Origin of the sequence: Aquabacterium sp. OR-4 (assembly GCF_025290835.2) — a bacterium.
Taxonomy (GTDB): domain Bacteria; phylum Pseudomonadota; class Gammaproteobacteria; order Burkholderiales; family Burkholderiaceae_C; genus Pseudaquabacterium.
The window spans coordinates 2,017,139-2,031,602 of sequence record NZ_JAOCQD020000001.1; the positions used below are offsets into that span (position 1 = coordinate 2,017,139).

Consider the following 14,464-nt stretch of genomic DNA (forward strand, 5'->3'; position numbering starts at 1 on the left):
GCGTGTGTCACAGCGCCTCGCGCCGCAGATCGACCAGGCCGGTGCGCTGCGCGGTGGCGCGCGCCTCGGCCAGGGCCTCGGCCCGGCCGCAGGCCTGGGCGGCACGGTGCAGCAGCAGCAGGTCGATGGCTTCGCGCTGCAGTGCCACGTTGCGCTGTGCCGCCTGCCAGGCCGCACAGGGCTGGCGCTCGAGCGCCAGCAACTGCAGGCTGCGTTCACGCTCGTGGCCGTTGCCGCCGGGGCGTTGATCGGCCTGCGCCTGGCGCTCGCGCACCGTGCGCGCCAGCCGCGCGGCCTCGGGCCGGCCGCTGCGCTGGGCGGCGATGGCGCGGCGCAGCAGCACGCCGTCGGCATCGGGCGCATCGCGCAGCAGATCCCAGGCCTCGGCGGCGCGGCCCTGATCCAGCAGGAAGTCGGCTCGGCCGATGCGGGCGTACAGCGCTCCATCGGTCGCCACGGCCTGCTGCCAGGCAGAGTCGGCAGCCTCGGGGCGGGCGGCGCGCTGCTCCAGCTCGGCCAGCGAGGTGTAGAGCCAGCCGCGGGTGCCGGCATCACTGCTGCGCTGCAACAGGCCGTTGAAGCGCTCGCGCGCGGCGTCGAACTCGCCGCGCAGGCCCTGCCCTTCGGCAGCGCAAGCCGCCGCCCAGGGTTGGGCGCGCAAGGCCTGCAGCGCCTGGCAGGCACGCTCGGCGTCGGCCAGCCGGCCTTGCACGCGGTGCAGGGCGGCCAACATCAGCCAGGCCTGCGGCTGCGCCGGATCGCGCTGCAGCACGCCGTCGAGCCGGCGCACGGCGTCGTCAAAGCGGTGCAGGTACTGCTCCACCTCGGCCAGCGTGACCAGCAGGGCCGGTGGCGCGCCGGCGTCGTGGCGCCAGGGCGCCAGCCTGGCCAGCGCCTGACCGGCCGGGCGGGGATCGCCCAGCGCCCGGGCCTGCTCCAGGAGTTGGCGGGCGTCGGCGCGGGCGGCCTGCGCATCACGGCTGGCGCCCAGCGCCATGCGCGCCGGCAGGCGCTCGAGCACCTGGCCGTCGTGGCTGGGCAGCACCGGCTGGCCAGCCTGGGCCACAGGCAGCCCCGCGCAGGCACCCGCCAGGGCCAGCCGGCCCAGCCAGGCGGCCAGCCTGGCGGCCCGCCGCGCCGGACTGGCGCCGCGGCGCCAGGGCGCGCTGCGCGGCCGCATCAATCCACCGACTTGGGTTCGTCGGTGTCCGAGCTGGCCAGCGTGACGGTGCTGACGTCCAGTGGCTCGCGCGTGTCGCTGCTGGCCTGGGCCAGTGCGAGCTGGTAGTCCACCGCGCCCTGGGTGGTCTGGCTGGCGCTGCCGGGCACGGCGGCCAGCGGGTCGGCCTTGGGCGCTTCGGCGCTGCTGCCACTGTCGCCGCCGCCGCAGCCGGCCAGCAGGGCGGCGCCCAGCAGCAGGGCCGGCCACAGGGCCGCCTGGGGGCGCGCCAGCGGCGCGGCCATCGAGCTTGCTTGTCTCATCATCGGCTCCGGCGGGTTCAGCGCGTGCCGCCCAGGGGGGTGGCGAGGTAGGGGAAGCTGCTCATCAGCGGCACCACCGCCTGGTCGACCGCGTCGTGCAGGCTGAACGCGGTGGCGCCCAGCGGCACGGCCGATGGCTTGCAGGCGGCGCCGAACTTGAGCGCATCGCCATCGCCATTGGCCACGCACAGGCCGCCCATCACCGCCACCAGCGCGATGTCGACCACGTCGTCCTTGGGCCGGCGGCCATTGGGAAATCCGGCCAGATCGACGGCCTGGGCCAGGTTGGCCGGCCCGCCGACGCGCAGGATCTCGCCCACCACGCCCAGGCGGTTCTGCTGCGCAAAGGGCACGGCGGCGATCGCGGTGTTCAGGCGCAGCATCTCGGAGGGCACCACGCCCTTGGGCTGGTTGACGCCGGGAATGCCGGTGAGGAAGGTGGTGACCAGGTCGTTGCGCGGAAAGTTGGTGGGCGAGGTGCCGTCGATGCCCAGCGCAATCTCCAGCAGCTTGGGCAGCGTGGGGTGGGTCACGTAGTCGAGAAACTGCGCGTCGTCCTTGGGCTTGCTGGCGTTGAAGCGGTTCTTGTCGGGCAGGCCGATCACCACCTCGTTGACCAGGGGCATGCCCAGGCGCGACACCTGCACCCAGGCGCCGCCCACCACGGCCTGGGTCTGGTGGCCGGCCTTGGGCAGGGGGTTGAGCAGCTGCGACTGGCGCAGGCTGGCGCTGGTCCAGCCGCCGATCACCGTCTCGGTGCCGGCCAGCAGGCAGGCCTTGGGCACCTCGAGCGCCAGCGTGGTGACGTTCTTGTCGTCGATGGTGTTGGGCGCGGCATTGATCAGCGCCGGGTTGGTGATCACCGACAGCGGTGCGTTGACCAGATCGAACACCGTGCCCAGGTTCACCGCGAACGGGTCCTTGCGCTGGCCCACGAAGACCTTGCCCGCCACGCTGCAGCCCGGGATGTTGATGCTGTGCACATGCTGCGCGGCGTAGGCCGCGTAGTCGGGCAGGGTCTTGCTGCCGATGTTGTCGACCGGCTTGGCGAAGCTGGTGCCGCCACCGCTGGCGGTGACGGCCGCGCGCGTGCCGCTGCGGCGGTCGCCGCGCACCACGTCGATGCTGAAGCTTTCCTGCAGGTTCAGCGTGGCAGCGCCGGGGGCCGTCACGGCACCGGCCTGCACCAGCGGGATGGCCACGTTCTTGCCGCCGATGGCCAGCGTGGTGCCCTTGAGCGTGTTCTTGAAGCGGAACTGGAAGCTGATGTCTTCCTTGCCGTCGCCGTTGTTGTCGACGTGGATCTCATACAGCGCATTGGCGTCGAGCGAGAAGTAGTTCGGGCCGCCATACGGGTCCTGCAGCGGCAGGTAGTTGGCGATCAGCGTGACGAACTCGCTGCGGCCGCTTTCGTAGCTGTTGAACAGGTAGAAGTCGGCGGCATCGACCTTGGGCGTGGCGGTGATGCCCGGCGCCTCGCGGTGGCTGGACGACCAGCTGGGCACGGCGGCCAGCAGCGCCACCGCGGCGGCGCAGGCTGACAGGACGGGACGCGTGGCATGCCGCAGGCGGCTGGAGGCGAGGAACGAATTCACGGATTGGGCTCCTGGGTCGTTGGACGGGGGACTCGCGAGACCACCACAACAAACAACACGGCCGGCGTATGCCGATATCGGCCCCGCCACGCCGCCGAGCATGCGGACAAACCCTTTAAGTGCTAAAAATGAAATCCGCTGCTCAGGTCTCCCCCAGGCTTACGCAAGCCTGGCGCCGCTGGATGCAGGCGCGGTTGAAACGATGAGGGTGCCGGTGCCCAACGCGTCGGCGCGGCGCCGGGCTCAGGCCGGCCGGCGGCCAGGGCCGGCTACAGCGGCAGCGCGTCGCGCGCCGGGTCGGCGGCCCACAGTGCGGCCTCGTCGGCCAGCTGCTGTGCGGCGGCCACGGCCTGGCGCCAGCGCCGCATGCGCTCGGGCTCGTCGGAGGCAAAGCGCTTGAAGTCGCCGCGGTCGGGCAGCTTGCCGCCCGGCAAGCGGGCGATCCAGGCCGGATCGGGCGCCAGCACGATCACGTTGTCCAGCCACGGGCTGGCGCGGTGGCGGTGGCGGAGCGATTTGTCCAGCCAGCCGGGCACCAGCGTGCGCTGGAAGTGCGGGTACAGCACCAGGCCCTCGGCCATCGAGGCGTAGTCGAGGTGCAGGTGGTAGTCGGTGATGCCGCCGTCCCAGTAGGCGCCGGGCGGGCCGCCGGGCACGTCTTGCACGGCCTCGAGCCAGAACGGGATCGAGCAGCTGGCTTGGATGGCCGTGGCCAGGTTGTCGGGCCGCAGCGCCACCTGGTGCGCCGGGTAGTCGTGCAGCGCAAAGGGCAAGGCATCGCGCGGATCGGCAAACACCACACGCTCCAGCCAGCGCCCCATGGCGCGGCGGCTGACCAGGTTGGCGGCATAGGCGGCCAGATAGCCTGCCGGCGTGCACCAGCGCCCCTCGCGGTGCAGCAGGCCCTTGCCTCGGCTGGTGAACACATGCAGCCGCCGCGTGGGATGCTCGAGCGGCCCCGGCCCGCCGGCCGCAAAGCGCGCCGCCAGGTTGGCGCCGAACACGCGGCTGACCACCGCCGCCGAGGGCAGCTGGCCGGGGGCGTGCTCGTAGGTCTGGCCGATGTAGTCCTCGCTCAGCTGGGCCAGCGCGGCATCGGCGTCGGGCTGGGCCGCCGCGGCCATGCGCCAGGCACCGATCGAGGCCCCCAGCAGGTGCAGCGTGTGCGTGCTGCCGGCCAGCCAGTGGCCGAACAGCCAACGGTCGAGCGGGCCCAGGATCAGGCCCTTGGGGCCGCCGGCCGCGGCCGGGATCACGCGCACATCGTGCGGCCGCAGGCCCTGCGCGCGCAAATGCTGCAGGGCGCGCGGGCCGGCAAACACGCGCAGCGCGCGCGGCCCGGGGCTGACGCTCAGAACCGCCACTGAAAGCTCGCGTTGAACTGCGCCGGCATGCTGCGTCGCGTTTCGGCGCCGGCCGCAAAACCGTCCAGGTCGGTGACGCTGTTGCGCGCCAGGCTGTCGGGCGCCAGCAGGTTGTGGACCGCCAGGCGCAGGCTGGTGCCGCGCTCGATGCGCCACAGCAGGTAGGCATCCAGGCGCTGCGCCTGGCCGCGCCAGACATGCTGGCGATCGGTTTGCGCGGTGCCATAGGCCGGCGTGTGGGCCAGGCTGGCGCCAAGGCTCCAGCCTGGCCACAGCTCGCGCCAGTCCAGGCCCAGCGTGGCCTGCCAGGGCGGCTGGCCCTCGAGCCGCGCATCGGGATCGTCGATCTGCTCCACGCTGGAGCGGTACACCGACAGCGCCGCGCGCAGCTGCAAGGTCTTGGGCGCCTGAGGCCACCAGACCCCGAACCACGGCGCGGCCTGGCCCTTGAGCTCGAGCTCCAGGCCCGAGCTGCGCGCCGCGCCCAGGTTGATCGGCCGCGACACCCAGCGCGGCACGCTGGCCTCGGCCACCGTCTCCAGCCCGATGCGGCGGCGAATGAGGTTCTGCACCTGGCGATGGAAGCCACTGACGCTGAACACGCCGTCGCCGGGCAGGTAATGCTCCAGGCTCAGGTCGAGCGCCCACACCCGCTCGGGCTGCAGCTGCGGGTTGCCGGCCGAGTCGGCGGCGATCGGGGTGTTGGCGGTGTCGCGGTCGTAGGCGCCGTTCAGGCTGTAGCGCGGCAGCAGCAGGCCCAAATCGGGCGCGCGCACGGTGCGGGCCAGGCCGGCGCGCAGCACATCGCGGCCCTTGGGGTCGAGCGCCAGACGCCATTGCAGCGTGGGCGCCAGCGTGCTGTGGCGGTTGTGCTCGCGGCGGCTGGGGCTGGACAGCTGCTGCGACAGCGATTCGGCACGCAGGCCGGCGTTGAGCGACGAGTCGTCGCCGATGGCCCACTCATCCTGCGCAAACAGCACCTGCTTGCGGATCTGCGCCTCGAAGGGCACGCCGATCGCGCCGGTGAGCTGCTCGGCACCGTTGTCGAAGCGGCGGTTCAGCTCGTGGCGCTGGCGCTCGTCGTGATCGGCGCCCAGCGCCAGCGTGTGGCTCTCGGCCCAGGGCTTGCGCCAGCGCAGGCCCAGCGTGTGGCTGCGCTCGCGGTGGTTGCCGTCCCAGCTGCGCAGCGTGCCCTCGGCGCCGGCCGGCGTGTGGCCCTGGGCGCGGCCGGTGCCGGTCCAGCGGCTGCCCTGCAGGCTGGCCTTGAGTTCCAGGCGTTCGCCATCAACCTGCTTGCGCACCCACTGCACCTGGCTGCGTGCCATGCGCCAGCCGCCCCAGCTGGCCGAGCGGTCGTCGGCCAGGCCGGGCGCCGGCCCTTCCAGGCTGCGCGTTTGCCGCTCACCCTGGTTGTCATGCCAGTTGCGCTGCACGAAGGCCTGCCACTGCAGGGTGTCGGTGTCGCTGAGCTTCCAGTCCACACGCGGGCCGAGGTTCAGGCCGCGGCCCAGCCAGTGGTCCCAGCCCTGCACCTGCTGGCGCGCCACCGTGCCATCGCTGGCGCGCGAGACTCGCGCCTGCCAGACCTCGGCGCCATTGGCCCAGCTGTACACATTGACCGGCAAGAACACGCCCAGCGCACCGAAGCGGTCGCCCCAGTGAAACCCGCTCGAGCCCTGCGGCTGCGCCATGCGGTAGCCGAGCGCACCGCGCCACTCGCGCTGCTGCTGGCGCGGCGGGCTGCGCAGGATCACGTTGATGGTGCCGGCCGCGCCGCCGAACTCGGCCGTGGGGCCCTTGACGATCTCGATGCGCTCGATCTCGCTGGGCGCCAGCGTGTCCAGCGAGAAGCCGGGCGGCGCCGGCTCGCCGTTCAGCAGGATCTGCGTGTAGCCCGCGCCCAGGCCGCGCAGGCGCGGCGTGTCGCCGTCCATGCTCACGCCGGCGGCGCGCTGCAGCACATCAACCACCGAGCTGTCGCCAAAGGCCTCGAGCTCCTCGCGGCCGATCACCGAGCCGGCCACGGTGGCCTGGCGGCGGCGCAGCGCGGCATCGTCGGTGCGGCCCTCGATCACCACCTGCTGGCCGCTGGGCACCGAGGCCGCCTTGGCCGCGGTGGCGGTGGCGGTGGCGGTGGCGGTGGCGGTGGCGGTGGCGGTCGGGGCCGAAGCTGCCCTGCCCGGGGCCGAGGCCGGGGCCGCAGCCGGCGCCGCTGCGCTGCCCGGCAGCACCGCCTGGGCCCACAGCGGCCCGGCAGCGGCCAGCCAGGCCCAGCACAGCGGCCGGCGCAGCGTCACGGCGGGCTCAGCGTTTGGGCTGCAGCTTGGCAAAGGCCGCAGCCATCGCGCCCTGTGCCGAGGGTTGCGGCGCGCCGCGGCCACCGCCGCCCGCGCGCTGGTCGCGCCCGGCCGGCCGGTAGCTGTTGTCGCCACGCGCAGCGCCCGGGCCGCCCTTGGGCGCCTGCGCGTCGAGCTTCATGGTCAGCGAGATGCGGCCGCGTGCCAGGTCAACCTCGAGCACCTTGACCTTGACGATGTCGCCGGTCTTGACGATCTCGCGCGCATCGTTGACGAACCTGTTGGCCAGCTGGCTCACATGCACCAGGCCGTCCTGGTGCACGCCCAGGTCGACGAAGGCGCCGAACTGCGCCACATTGCTCACCGTGCCCTCCAGCGTCATGCCGGGCTGCAGGTCCTTGATGTCCTCGACGCCGTCGTTGAAGCGTGCCACCTTGAAGTCGGGGCGCGGATCGCGGCCGGGCTTCTCGAGCTCGGTGAAGATGTCCTTCACGGTGATGGCGCCGAACTTCTCGTCGACAAACAGCTCGGGCTTGAGCGTGCGGATCACGTCGCTCTTGCCCATCACCTCGGCCACCGGCCGCGCCAGCTTGTCGAGCAGGCGCTGCACCACCGGATAGGTCTCGGGGTGCACGCCGGTCAGGTCGAGCGGGTTGTCGCCACCGCGGATGCGCAGAAAGCCCGCCGCCTGCTCGAAGGTCTTGGGGCCCAGGCCGCTCACATCCAGCAATTGCTGGCGGTTGCGGAAAGCGCCGTTGGCATCGCGCCAGCGCACGATGCTGGCGGCCACCGCCGGGCTCAGGCCCGACACCTTGGCCAGCAGCGGCGCCGAGGCGGTGTTGAGATCGACGCCGACCTTGTTGACGCAGTCTTCCACCACGGCGTCCAGCGTGCGGGCCAGCTCGCTCTGGTTCACGTCGTGCTGGTACTGGCCCACGCCGATGCTCTTGGGCTCGATCTTCACCAGCTCGGCCAGCGGGTCCTGCAGGCGGCGGGCAATGCTCACCGCGCCGCGCAGGCTCACGTCCAGATCGGGCAGCTCCTTGCTGGCAAATTCACTGGCCGAGTAGACCGAGGCGCCGGCCTCGCTGACCACCACCTTCTCGATGGCCATGTCGGGCGCCAGGTCCTTCACGCGCTTGATCAGGTCGGCGGCCAGCTTGTCGGTCTCGCGGCTGGCCGTGCCATTGCCGATGGCGATCAGGTTCACGCCATGCTGGGCCACCAGGCGGCCCAGGGTGTGCAGGCTGCCTTCCCAGTCGCAGCGCGGCTCGTGCGGGTAGACGGTGTGCGTGGCCAGCACCTTGCCGGTGTCGCTGACCACGGCCACCTTCACGCCGGTGCGGATGCCGGGGTCCAGACCCATCACCACGCGCTTGCCGGCCGGCGCGGCCAGCAGCAGATCGCGCAGGTTCTCGGCAAACACCTTGATCGCGGTGGCCTCGGCGGCCTCGCGCAGGCGGCTGAACAGGTCGCGCTCCAGGCTCAGGCTGAGCTTGACCTTCCAGGTCCAGGCGATGCTCTTGCGGATCAACTCGTCGGCGGCGCGCTTGGCATGGCTCCAGCCCAGGTGGATGGCGATGCGGCCCTCGGCCAGGCCGGGCTTGCCCGGCACCAGCTCTTCATCGAGCAGCAGCTTGGCGTCCAGGATCTCCAGCGTGCGGCCGCGAAACACCGCCAGCGCACGGTGGCTGGGCACGGTCTTGATCGGCTCGTCGTACTCGAAGTAGTCGCGAAACTTCGAGTGGTCGGGGTGGTTCGGGTCCTTGCCATCCGCCAGCTTGCTCTGGAACAGGCCTTCTTCCCACAGCCATTCGCGCAGCTTGCCCACCAGCGCGGCATCTTCGGCCCAGCGCTCGGAGAGGATGTCGCGCACACCATCGAGCACCGCGAAGGCATCGGCGAAACCGGCCTCGGCCAAGCCTGGGGCACCGCCCGGATGGGCGGCGATGAAGGCCGCCGCCTCGGCATGCGGATCGAGCGTGGGGTCGGCAAACAGCCGGTCGGCCAGCGGCTCGATGCCGGCCTCGCGGGCAATCATGCCCTTGGTGCGGCGCTTTTGCTTGTAGGGCAGGTACAGGTCTTCCAGTTCCTGCTTGGTGGGCGCCGCCTCGATGGCGGCCTGCAGCTCGGGCGTCAGCTTGCCCTGCTCGGCAATGCTCTTGAGCACCGCGGCGCGCCGGTCTTCCAGCTCGCGCAGATAAGAAAGCCGCGCTTCCAGCTCGCGCAGCTGGATGTCGTCTAGGCCTTCGGTGGCCTCCTTGCGGTAGCGGGCGATGAAGGGCACGGTGGCCCCGCCGTCGAGCAATTCGACCGCGGCATTCACTTGCCGCGGGGCGACCTTCAGTTCGGCCGCAATCTGCAGAAGAATCTTGTCCAAGATGGGGGCGGGCCCCGGCTGCGGGGCCGACGTCGACGCGAAAGCGCGCGAGTGTGCCACAGGGCCTGAGGCCGCCTGCCCGGCGTTGCCGCGGCCCGGGTACACGCGCCCGGGCGGGCCGCCCAGGCCACCGGAGGGCGCCAAGGCCCACCGTCAAATCAGCGCCCGAAACCCGGGCCAGGCACCGAACTCAGGCTATACTCGCGGGCTGTCGTGCCGGTGTAGCTCAGTTGGTAGAGCAGCGCATTCGTAATGCGAAGGTCGGGAGTTCGACTCTCTTCACCGGCACCACTTTTTTCTTGAAGGGCCCTGCACTTGCAGGGCCCTTCGTCTTTGTGCCGCCGGCCGTTATCCCCTGTTTTCCGCCGGCCGCTGCGGCGCACCTGCCCCCTTCCCTGCATCTGCCCATCGCCACGCCGGCCGGATCGCCCCGCATGTTTGTGCCCCCGCTGCTCAGGCTCTGGAACGCCACGCCGCTCTGGCGCAGCCTGCTGTGCGCGCTGCTGCTGCTGGTGTCGTGGCTGGCACTGAACCCGATGCCGCCGCCCAGCGCCAACCTGGGCTGGGACAAGCTCAACCATGCCGCCGCCTTTGCCGCCCTCGCCTTTTGCACCAGCCGTTCGCGGTGCGGCGGCATGGCGCCGGGGCTGGGCGCGCTGCTGGCCTATGGCGCGTTGATCGAGCTCGTCCAGAGCGTCGTGCCCGGGCGTCAGGGCGAACTGGCCGATCTGGTGGCCGACGGCCTCGGCGCGCTGGCCGGCTGGCTGATCGCGCTGCTGCTGGGCCGCGGCCTGGCCGCCGCAGCCGGCCGGGCCCAGCATCCTTAGCGGCTTGCCGGCTTTAAAACCGCTGCACGCTGGGGCGTCGCGCAGGTGAACAGCGGCCCGGCGGGCGATCACCGACAATCGCCACCTGTTCCTGATCACCGCGACCGTGCCGCAGGCCCGGTGCCCGCGGTGCCGATGCCCCTGTCGATGACTGCCAAGCTCGCCCCCGCCGCCCTGCAACCCCTGCCTGGCCATCTGTTCGAACCGCTGCGTGCCCAGGGCCCGCTGCCGGCCGGTGAACTGGTGAGCTGCCGCCTGCCCACGGCCTGGGGCGAGTTCGAGCTGCATGGCCTGGTGGATGCCGCCACCGGCCACGAACATGCCGCCCTGTCGATGGGCAGCATCGCCGACGGCGCGCCGGTGCTCACCCGCGTGCACAGCGAATGCCTGACCGGCGACGCGCTGTTCAGCCTGAAGTGCGATTGCGGCCCGCAGCTGCAAGGCGGCCTGCGCGCCATCGCCACCGAGGGCCGCGGCGTGCTGCTGTACCTGCGGCAGGAGGGTCGCGGCATCGGCCTGGTCAACAAGATCCGCGCCTATGCGCTGCAGCAGGCCGGCGCCGACACGGTGGAAGCCAACCGCCTGCTGGGCCTGCCCGATGACGCGCGCGACTACGCGGTGGCCGCCACGCTGCTGGGCAAGCTGGGCGTGCAGCGGGTAAAGCTGCTCACCAACAACCCGGCCAAGGTGACGGCACTGCAGGCGCTGGGCATCGAGGTGAGCGAGCGTGTGCCGCTGCGCACGCCCTCCAACCGCCACAACCGCGCCTACCTGCAGACCAAGGCCGAGCGCATGGGCCACTGGCATCCCGACGCCGAACCGCCGGCCGACGACGAGCAGCAAGAGACCTGAGCCGCGCGCGCGGCGGCCGCCTCAAGGCCCGATTCAAGGCCCGATGGGCAAGGCAGCAGCCTGCAGGCGCAGCGATTCTTCGCGACTGCGAAACACCAGTAGCTGCTCGCCTGGCGGCCGCACGGCGCGTGCCTCGGCCTGCGCCACGGCCGCGCGCACCACCTCGTGCTGCGGGCTGTGCACGCACACCGGATCGGCCGCAGCCGCATCCTGCGCCAGCAGCCAGGCCTGGCAGCGGCAGCCGCCCAGGTCTTGTTCCTTGTGCTCGCAGCTGCGGCAGGGCTCCTTCATCCAGGCCGTGCCGCGGTAGCGGTTGAAGCCCTCGGATTGCAGCCAGATCTCGCCCATCGAGTGGCTGCGCACATTCGGAAAATCCGCGCCCGGCAGCATGCGCGCGGTGTGGCAGGGCAAGGCCGTGCCATCGGGCGTGACGGTGAGCAAGGTGCTGCCCCAGCCGTTGACGCAGCGCTTGGCGCGGCCCTCGTGGTAATCAGGCGCCACGAAGAAGATGCGCATGCGCTCGCCCAGCCGGGCGCGCCACTCGTTGGTGATGGCTTCGGCCCGCGTTAGCTGGGCCTGGGTGGGCAGCAGCTGGTCGCGGTTGAGCAGGGCCCAGCTGTAGTACTGGGTGTTGGCCAGTTCCAGGTACTCGGCACCGCAGTCGGCGGCCATCGCGATGATGCGGTCGATGTGGTCGATGTTGAGCCGGTGGATGACCACGTTCATCACCATCGGCCAGCCCTGCGCGCGCAGCAGGCCGGCCACCTTCTGCTTCAGGGCAAAGGTCTTGGTGTGCGAGAGAAAGTCGTTCATCTCGCGCGTGCTGTCCTGGAACGACAGCTGCACATGATCGAGCCCGGCCGCCTTCAGCGCGGCGGCGCGGGCCTCGGTCAGGCCCACGCCGCTGGTCAGCAGGTTGGTGTAGTAGCCCAGGCGCCGCGCTTCGGCGATCAGCAGCTCCAGATCGTCGCGCAGCAAGGGCTCGCCGCCCGAGAAGCCGCACTGCACCGCGCCCAGCTCACGGCCTTCGCGCAGCACGCGCAGCCAGTCGTCGGTGCCCAGCTCGTCGGCATGGGCGGCATAGTCGACCGGGTTGTAGCAAAACACGCAGTGCAGCGGGCAGCGGTAGGTCAGCTCGGCCAGCAGCCACAGCGGCGGGCCGGGGGCATGGACCGTGGCCGTGCCTGCGGACACCGCCGCACTGGCCGGGCCGGGGCCGGGAGGGCAGCTCATGGCCGCGCCGCCTCAGGCCCGCGCCAGGCTGATCCAGCCCTGGGCGCGCGCCATGTCCAGAAAGGCCAGCACGTCGGGCGCCAGGCCCTGGGCGCTGAAGGCGGCTTCCAGCAGCGCCACCAACTCGGCCACGCTGCGCGCACCGTCGCATCGGGTGAGGATCTCGCCGGCGCTGCCGTTGAGCTTCACCAGGCCTTCGGGATAGAGCAGCACATGGGCGTTCTGCGCCGGCTCCCACTGCAGGCGAAAGCCCGCGCCGATGCGCGGCACGCACGACAACGTGGCGGCTTGCTGCACCGGGTTCATGCCATGGCCCCCTGCACGCCGTTGGTGCCGTAGCGCAGGGCCATGGCGTCGTTCATGGCCCACAGGATGTCGAGCTTCATCTGCAGCACCTGCAGTGCCCGCTCCTGCTGCGCGCGGGTGACAAAGAAGTCCAGCGTCACCTGCAGGCCCTGCTCCACGTCGCGCCGGGCCTGGCTGATGCGGTTGCGAAAGTAGCCCAGCCCCTCGGGTGCGATCCAGGGGTAGTGCTCGGGCCAGGTGGCCAGGCGCTGCTTGTGGATCTCGGGCGCAAACAGCTCGGTGAGCGACGAGCACACCGCCTCCTGCCACGGCGCGCTGCGCGCGAAGTGCACGTAGTGGTCGACCGCAAAGCGCACGCCGGGCAGCACATGGCGGCCGTCCAGCACTTCGTCGCGGCTCAGCCCCACTGCTTCGGCCAGGCGCAGCCAGGCTTCGATGCCGCCGGGGTCGCGAACGCCGCCGATCTCGAAGCCGTCGTGGTCGAGGATGCGCTGCACCCACTCGCGGCGCACCGCCTGCACCGGGCAGTTGCTGAGGATGGCCGCGTCCTTGAGCGGAATCGCCGCCTGGTAGGCAAAGCGGTTGGCCACCCAGCCGCGCACCTGCTCGGGCGTGGCCCGGCCGGTGTTGAGCATCACGTTGAACGCGTGGTGGATGTGATAGGCGCGGCCACGTTCGCGCAGCTGCTGCTCGAACTCGGCGCGGTTCCAGGCCGGTTGCGCCAGGGTGTGGCTGGCGGTGTGGTTGGCGGTGTGGTTGGGGGTCTGGCTGGGGCTGGTCACAATGCGTGGCCTCTCACAGGCTGAACTGCATGCCGTCCTCGCCCACGGTGACGCCGTGGGCCGCCAGCGTGGCACGCTGCGGCGAGTCTTCGTCGAGGATGGGGTTGGTGTTGTTGATGTGCAGCAGCAGCCGGGTGCTGGCTGCCGGCAGCGTGCCCAGCCAGCGCAGCATGCCGGGCGTGCCGTCGGCTGCATCCATCTGCGGCAGGTGGCCGATCTCGCGTGCGGTCTTGCGGCTGATGCCAAGCGCCGGCATCTCGTCGTCGGTCCAGAAGGTGCCGTCCACCATCACCAGCTGCGCGCTGCCGGCGGCGTCGGCCACGGCCGGCGAAATCTGGCCCAGACCAGGCGCATAAAAGGCGCTGCGCTGGCTGCGGGTGTCGGTGAACAGCAGGCCGATGTTGTCGCCGGGCACCGGTGCGTCACGGTGCGGTGAATAGGGTGCGGCCTTGCTGTCGAGCGCCAGCGCGCGGATGCGCAGGCCGTCAAGCCGGTCGATGGCGAAGCTGCGCCCGTCCAGCGGGATGGCGTGGCGCTGGACGCCACAGTAGTGGCCCAGCACGCCAAACAGCGGAAAGCCCTGGCTCAGATCCTCGGCCACCGGGTCGGTGCACCACAGCGGCAGCGGCCGGCCGCGCTCGCGCAGCATCAGCAGGCCGGTGGTGTGATCCACCTGGCCATCGCACAACAGCACGCCGGCGATCGGCGTGTCGCGCAGCCCGGCCACCAGGGCCTCGGGCCGCTGGCCCGACTTGGGCCACAGCACCGGCTGGCGCTGGATCTGCGTGAGGATGTCGGGCGAGGCATTGACCAGCAGGCCGGGCCCGCCGGCATCGGCCTGCACAAAGATGGACGACTGCGTGCGCGGCGTGGCCCGCAGCGTGCCGGCGCGCAGGCCGGCGCAGTTGCGGCAGGCGCAGTTCCACTGCGGAAAGCCGCCGCCGGCGGCGGTGCCCAGAAGAGTGATCTGCATCGGTAGACAGCGCGGCGATGCGTCGCGACAGCGAAAGAACCAGGTTCAGGCCAATGCCGCTGCACTGCCATGGCGGTGCAGCGGCAACCGCGCAGCGCTCAGCGCGCGGCGATGTACATCGTGATTTCGAAGCCGAAACGGATGTCGGTGGCGGTCGGGGTGGTCCAGGTCATCAGAGGTCTCCTTCCAGGGTTGCGCGGCCACCCGGTGGCGGCTGCGGAGGCAGGTGCTGCCTCGGGAATCCATGGTCGCGCGGCACGGCCGGGCCGGCCAGCCCCGGGGCCATGATTTGCGGCTCATGAAAATCATGAGCCTGGCTGCGGGTGTTTGCCGGGGGGCGCACCAGACCCAGCCGATACCATGCCGCCGTGCC

At 71.5% G+C, this 14,464-nt stretch carries 13 protein-coding genes and 1 tRNA gene; 3 read left to right on the plus strand and 11 right to left on the minus strand.

Features of this window, described 5'->3' with window-relative positions:
* Positions 1–7 precede the first annotated feature (7 nt).
* The 6 genes from N4G63_RS08765 to N4G63_RS08790 form a co-directional block, all read right to left on the minus strand.
* On the minus strand, positions 8–1,180 hold the full coding sequence (locus tag N4G63_RS08765) for a tetratricopeptide repeat protein (protein WP_260787935.1): 1,173 nt from the start codon (positions 1,178–1,180) through the stop codon (positions 8–10).
* The gene (locus N4G63_RS08770; protein WP_260787936.1) at positions 1,180–1,482 is read right to left on the minus strand and encodes a hypothetical protein; all 303 of its coding nucleotides are present in this window, start codon (positions 1,480–1,482) and stop codon (positions 1,180–1,182) included. Before N4G63_RS08770 ends, N4G63_RS08765 begins: the two co-directional genes overlap by 1 nt.
* Before the next feature lie 17 nt (positions 1,483–1,499).
* Positions 1,500–3,077: a DUF4331 domain-containing protein gene (locus N4G63_RS08775; protein ID WP_443112015.1), complete on the minus strand. Its 1,578-nt coding sequence runs from the start codon at positions 3,075–3,077 to the stop codon at positions 1,500–1,502.
* 269 nt (positions 3,078–3,346) lie between these two features.
* On the minus strand, positions 3,347–4,441 hold the full coding sequence (locus tag N4G63_RS08780; protein ID WP_443112016.1) for a patatin-like phospholipase family protein: 1,095 nt from the start codon (positions 4,439–4,441) through the stop codon (positions 3,347–3,349).
* Positions 4,429–6,738 (minus strand): TonB-dependent receptor plug domain-containing protein, encoded by a 2,310-nt coding sequence (locus N4G63_RS08785; RefSeq protein WP_260787937.1) that lies wholly within the window; start codon positions 6,736–6,738, stop codon positions 4,429–4,431. Before N4G63_RS08785 ends, N4G63_RS08780 begins: the two co-directional genes overlap by 13 nt.
* Positions 6,739–6,745: 7 nt before the next feature.
* Positions 6,746–9,118 (minus strand): Tex family protein, encoded by a 2,373-nt coding sequence (locus tag N4G63_RS08790; RefSeq protein WP_314599588.1) that lies wholly within the window; start codon positions 9,116–9,118, stop codon positions 6,746–6,748.
* 215 nt (positions 9,119–9,333) lie between these two features.
* Between N4G63_RS08790 and N4G63_RS08795 the strand changes: the two genes are divergently transcribed.
* From N4G63_RS08795 to ribA, 3 genes are all read left to right on the plus strand, one after another.
* Positions 9,334–9,409: transfer RNA gene (locus tag N4G63_RS08795), tRNA-Thr, on the plus strand.
* Between the two features lie 143 nt (positions 9,410–9,552).
* The gene (locus N4G63_RS08800; protein ID WP_260787939.1) at positions 9,553–9,945 is read left to right on the plus strand and encodes a VanZ family protein; all 393 of its coding nucleotides are present in this window, start codon (positions 9,553–9,555) and stop codon (positions 9,943–9,945) included.
* 147 nt (positions 9,946–10,092) lie between these two features.
* On the plus strand, positions 10,093–10,797 hold the full coding sequence (gene ribA, locus N4G63_RS08805) for a GTP cyclohydrolase II (RefSeq protein WP_260787940.1): 705 nt from the start codon (positions 10,093–10,095) through the stop codon (positions 10,795–10,797).
* 33 nt (positions 10,798–10,830) lie between these two features.
* Here the strand turns inward: ribA and pqqE are convergent, their stop codons facing one another.
* From pqqE to pqqA, 5 genes are all read right to left on the minus strand, one after another.
* Positions 10,831–12,030: a pyrroloquinoline quinone biosynthesis protein PqqE gene (gene pqqE, locus N4G63_RS08810; protein ID WP_260787941.1), complete on the minus strand. Its 1,200-nt coding sequence runs from the start codon at positions 12,028–12,030 to the stop codon at positions 10,831–10,833.
* 12 nt (positions 12,031–12,042) lie between these two features.
* Positions 12,043–12,336: a pyrroloquinoline quinone biosynthesis peptide chaperone PqqD gene (gene pqqD, locus N4G63_RS08815; protein ID WP_260787942.1), complete on the minus strand. Its 294-nt coding sequence runs from the start codon at positions 12,334–12,336 to the stop codon at positions 12,043–12,045.
* On the minus strand, positions 12,333–13,061 hold the full coding sequence (gene pqqC, locus N4G63_RS08820; protein ID WP_260788683.1) for a pyrroloquinoline-quinone synthase PqqC: 729 nt from the start codon (positions 13,059–13,061) through the stop codon (positions 12,333–12,335). Before pqqC ends, pqqD begins: the two co-directional genes overlap by 4 nt.
* A 70-nt stretch (positions 13,062–13,131) precedes the next feature.
* Complete coding sequence (pqqB, locus tag N4G63_RS08825) at positions 13,132–14,091, minus strand: pyrroloquinoline quinone biosynthesis protein PqqB (RefSeq protein ID WP_314599589.1); 960 nt, start codon at positions 14,089–14,091, stop codon at positions 13,132–13,134.
* A gap of 98 nt (positions 14,092–14,189) precedes the next feature.
* The gene (gene pqqA / locus N4G63_RS28305) at positions 14,190–14,264 is read right to left on the minus strand and encodes a pyrroloquinoline quinone precursor peptide PqqA (RefSeq protein ID WP_443112043.1); all 75 of its coding nucleotides are present in this window, start codon (positions 14,262–14,264) and stop codon (positions 14,190–14,192) included.
* Positions 14,265–14,464: the final 200 nt, after the last annotated feature.